The 1,760-nt window shown below is 69.8% G+C and carries 1 protein-coding gene; it reads left to right on the top strand.

Translation table 11 applies throughout. The features are described 5' to 3' along the window. Positions 1-174 precede the first annotated feature (174 nt). Positions 175-1,760: ThuA domain-containing protein (locus tag AAH991_RS39970; protein WP_346231167.1), on the top strand; the 1,586-nt coding region annotated here is incomplete at its 3' end.

Raw genomic sequence — 1,760 nt, 5'->3', positions numbered from 1 at the left:
GTCGAACTACGGCACGGCCAACGGCAGCAAGGTGCACATCTGGACGTGCGCCGGAGGAACCAACCAGCGCTGGACCCGCGTCTGACCCCGACCACCAGGAGATGTGACGCCCGGCGCGGCCCAGCTTTCACCGCCGAAAGCGGCCGCGCCGGGCGCCGCGACGGAAGGACCCCCATGCTGCGACATCTGACCACCGCCGCGCCCGGGCGCGGCGCGGGGAACGACCGGAAGGCATCCGTGCTGCGGCGCCTGTCGGTGACCGCGGTGGCGCTCACCGCCGCCGCCGCGGCGGTGATCCCCGCCATCCCCGCCCAGGCCGCCGCCTTCAAGGTGCTGGTCTTCTCCAAGACGGCCGGCTTCCGGCACGACTCGATTCCCACCGGCATCCAGGCCATCCGGGACCTGGGGGCCGCGAACGACTTCTCGGTGGACGCCACCGAGGACGCGAACGCCTTCAGCACGGCCAACCTCGCGCAGTACAAGGCGGTGGTGTTCCTCAGCACCACCGGCGACGTCCTGAACGCCACCCAGCAGGCCGCCTTCCAGACGTACGTCGACGGCGGTGGCGGCTACGTGGGCGTGCATTCGGCCGCCGACACCGAGTACGACTGGCCCTACTACGGGCAGCTGATGGGGGCCTGGTTCAACAGCCACCCGGCGATCCAGCGGGCCACCGTACGGAACGAGGACCGGGCGCACGCCGCGACCTCTCATCTGGGCGCGACCTGGTCGCGTACGGACGAGTGGTACAGCTTCCGCACCAACCCCCGCCCGAACGTCCGGGTGCTGCAGAGCCTGGACGAGAGCAGCTACAGCGGCGGCGGCATGGGCGACCACCCGATCACCTGGTGCCACCCCCAGTCCTCCGGCCGCGCGTTCTACACGGGCTTGGGACACACCCAGGAGTCGTACGCCGACTCGAACTTCCGCACGCTGCTGCTCGGCGGGATCCGGTACGCGGCCAAGGCGGCCAACGCGGACTGCCGTCCGGAGAACGGATACACGACGTTGTACAACGGCTCGACGACGGGCTGGTCGCAGGCCGGGCCGGGGTCGTTCGCCAACAGCGACGCCACGCTGACCTCCCAGGGCGGCATGGGCATGCTGTGGTACAACGCGAAGGAGTTCCGGTCCTACTCGCTCAAGCTCGACTGGAGGCTGACCGGCGACTCGAACTCCGGGGTTATCGTCGGGTTCCCGGCCACCAGTGACCCTCAGGCGGCGCTCGACACCGGATACGAGGTGCAGATCGACGCGACCGACACCCAGGACAAGACGACGGGGGCGATCTACGGGTTCAAGTCGGCCGACATCGCCGCCCGGGACGCGGCGCTGAACCCGCCGGGTCAGTGGAACACCTATGAGCTGCTGGTGGAGGGTGAGCGGCTGCAGGTGTTCCTGAACGGCACGAAGATCAACGATTTCACCAACACCGATCCGGTCCGCTCCCTCCAGCAGGGCTACATCGGCATCCAGAACCACGGGTCCGGCGACGTGGCGTCGTTCCGCAACATCCGGATCAAGGAACTGGCCGGCACATCGCCCTCGCCGTCCCCCTCCCCGTCACCCTCGCCCTCCCCGTCACCCTCGCCTTCGCCGCCGTCCTCTCCGTCTCCGTCGCCTTCTCCGTCGTCGCCCTCGGGAAGCACGAGCGCGCTCAAGGGTCTGGGGTCGGGCCGGTGCCTGGACGTCAGCGGCGCCTCGCAGGCGAACGGCGCGCAGGCGCAGATCTGGGACTGCAACGGGCAGGCCAACCAGCG

The organism is Microbispora sp. ZYX-F-249, assembly GCF_039649665.1.
In the GTDB taxonomy this organism is placed as follows: Bacteria; Actinomycetota; Actinomycetes; order Streptosporangiales; family Streptosporangiaceae; genus Microbispora; species Microbispora maris.
The sequence above is the reverse complement of the archived record's forward strand: the minus strand, read 5'-3'. Positions and strand labels throughout refer to the sequence as shown.